A 2153-nucleotide genomic window follows, 5' to 3' on the forward strand; every position below is an offset into this window, starting at 1 on the left:
GAACATCGTCCTTCTCCGCCCAGGTGTCGTAGCGGATCTCGACGCCGAGCCGGGCGAGTTCAGCCAGCCGCCAGTCGATGATACCGATCAGCTCCTTGCGGCGCGGATTCTGCGTCGCCAGTCGAATTTGGCCGCCGGCCTGGCTCGATGCTTCAAGCACCGTCACCTTGTGGCCGCGCTCGGCTGCGACCCGCGCAACCTCCAGCCCGCCGGCGCCGGCTCCGATGACCACGATTTTCTGCTTCGGTCCTTCGGTCTTGACGATGATATGCGGGATTTCGGCCTCGCGGCCAGTCGCGGCATTGTGGACGCAAAGCGCTTCGCCGCCCTCATAAATGCGGTCGAGACAATAGGTGGCGCCCACGCACGGGCGGATCTCATGCTCGCGGCCCTCCATCACCTTTTTGATGATGTGCGGATCGGCGATATGGGCGCGGGTCATGCCGACCATGTCGAGCTTGCCGGTGGCAATGGCGTGGCGTGCGGTGGCCACGTCGGATATGCGCGCCGCGTGGAAGGTCGGGAATTTCGTCGCCGCCCTCACCTCTCCGGCGAAATCGAGATGCGGCGACGAGCGCATGCCGGCCACCGGTATGACCTTGGTCAGCGCCGCATCGCTTTCGATCGAGCCGCGGATGATGTTGAGGAAATCGACCTTGCCGGAATTGGCCAGCCGCCTGGCGATCTCGATGCCCTCCTGTTTGGACAGGCCTTTTTCGAAATCTTCGTCAGCGACCATGCGGATGCCGACGACGAATTTCTCGCCGACCGACGCACGCACGGCATCAAGCACCATGTTGGTGAAGCGCAGGCGGTTGTCGAGCGAGCCGCCGAATTCGTCGTCGCGATGGTTGGTGGCCGGCGACCAGAAGCCGTCCATCAGATGGCCGTAGGATTCGAACTCGATGCCGTCCAGGCCGGCGGCCTGACAGCGCTGGGCGGCCGAAGCATAGTCGGCGACGATGCGCTCGATGTCCCAGTCCTCGATGGTTTTCGGGAATGCGCGATGCGCCGGCTCACGCACCGGCGAGGCCGAGAGCACCGGCAGCCAGTCGGCCTTGTTCCAGCCGGTACGGCGGCCGAGATGGGTGATCTGGATCATCACCTTGCAGTCGTGCTCGTGGCAGGCATCGGCGAGCTCGGCCAGCCACGGCACGATCCTGTCGTCATAGACATGCAGATTGCCGAAAGCGGCCGGGCTGTCGCGCGAGACGATCGCCGAGCCGGCGGTCATGGTCAGCGCCATACCGCCCTTGGCCTTCTCGGCATGGTAGAGCCGGTATCGCTGTTTCGGCATGCCGTCCTCGGAATAGGCCGGCTCATGGCTGGTCGACATGACCCGGTTCTTCAGCGTCAGATGTTTGAGCTGGTAGGGCTGGAGAAGCGGATCGTTGGAGGTCATCGTCTTCCTGCGGTTTCAAATTGTGCTAATGAGCGGCAAAATTCGTTTTCAAGCATGTCGTCCCGCACGCACTCCGGGCGCATGCGACAAGGATTGGGCCCATGATCGATACCAAAACTCTCACCCAGCTCGGTGCGCACGTCGAGACGCCACAAAGCCCCGAAGCAGCGGTTCTGGAGACCGTACCGTTTTCGCGCGGCGACGGGCCGCCGGCGATCGTGCGCTTCACCTGCCCGGAATTCACCTCGCTGTGCCCGGTCACCGGCCAACCGGACTTCGCCCATATCGTCATCGACTACGCACCCGATGCGGCTCTGGTGGAATCGAAGTCGCTCAAGCTGTTCATGACCTCGTTTCGCAACCATGGCGCCTTCCATGAAGACTGCACCGTCATGATCGGCCGCCGCATCGTGGCGGCAACCAAGCCGCTGTGGTTGCGCATAGGCGGCTATTGGTATCCACGCGGCGGCATTCCGATCGATGTGTTCTGGCAAACCGGCGCTCCGCCGGAAGGCGCCTGGCTCCCCGACACCGGGGTGGCGCCCTATCGCGGGCGGGGTTGAGCTCGCCCATCATTCGCACTGATATTGGCTGAGTGCCCATTCGCCGGTCACCGACAACAGGTCCGTGATCTTCCAGTCGCCATCGACCTTCTTGAATTTCCATTCCAGCCGGTGCGGGTTGCCCGATATGACGAAGGCGACGATGACCTTGGCCTGGTCACCGTTGATCGCCTCGAGCGTCTTCAGGC

Annotated in this window: 2 protein-coding genes and 1 pseudogene; 1 reads left to right on the forward strand and 2 read right to left on the reverse strand. The window is 63.3% G+C overall.

Annotation, left to right across the window (positions count from 1 at the left end; translation table 11 throughout):
- Nucleotides 1–1402, reverse strand: a 1402-nt coding sequence (locus EN969_RS27940) for an NADH:flavin oxidoreductase (protein WP_127419579.1), incomplete at its 3' end; no start/stop codon positions are given.
- Nucleotides 1403–1503: 101 nt separating this feature from the next.
- Between EN969_RS27940 and queF the strand changes: the two genes are divergently transcribed.
- Nucleotides 1504–1965 (forward strand): preQ(1) synthase, encoded by a 462-nt coding sequence (gene queF, locus EN969_RS27945; protein ID WP_010915503.1) that lies wholly within the window; start codon nucleotides 1504–1506, stop codon nucleotides 1963–1965.
- A gap of 9 nt (nucleotides 1966–1974) precedes the next feature.
- Here the strand turns inward: queF and EN969_RS36680 are convergent.
- Nucleotides 1975–2153 (reverse strand): annotated as a pseudogene (locus EN969_RS36680) (ABC transporter substrate-binding protein); the annotation flags it as partial.

The organism is Mesorhizobium sp. M7A.F.Ca.CA.003.01.2.1, assembly GCF_003998945.1.
Classification (GTDB): Bacteria; Pseudomonadota; Alphaproteobacteria; order Rhizobiales; family Rhizobiaceae; genus Mesorhizobium; species Mesorhizobium ciceri.

Coding starts and splice junctions, on each gene's coding strand:
- queF (WP_010915503.1), top strand. CDS start 1,504: ATGATCGATACCAAAACTCTCACCCAGCTCGGTGCGCACGTCGAGACG.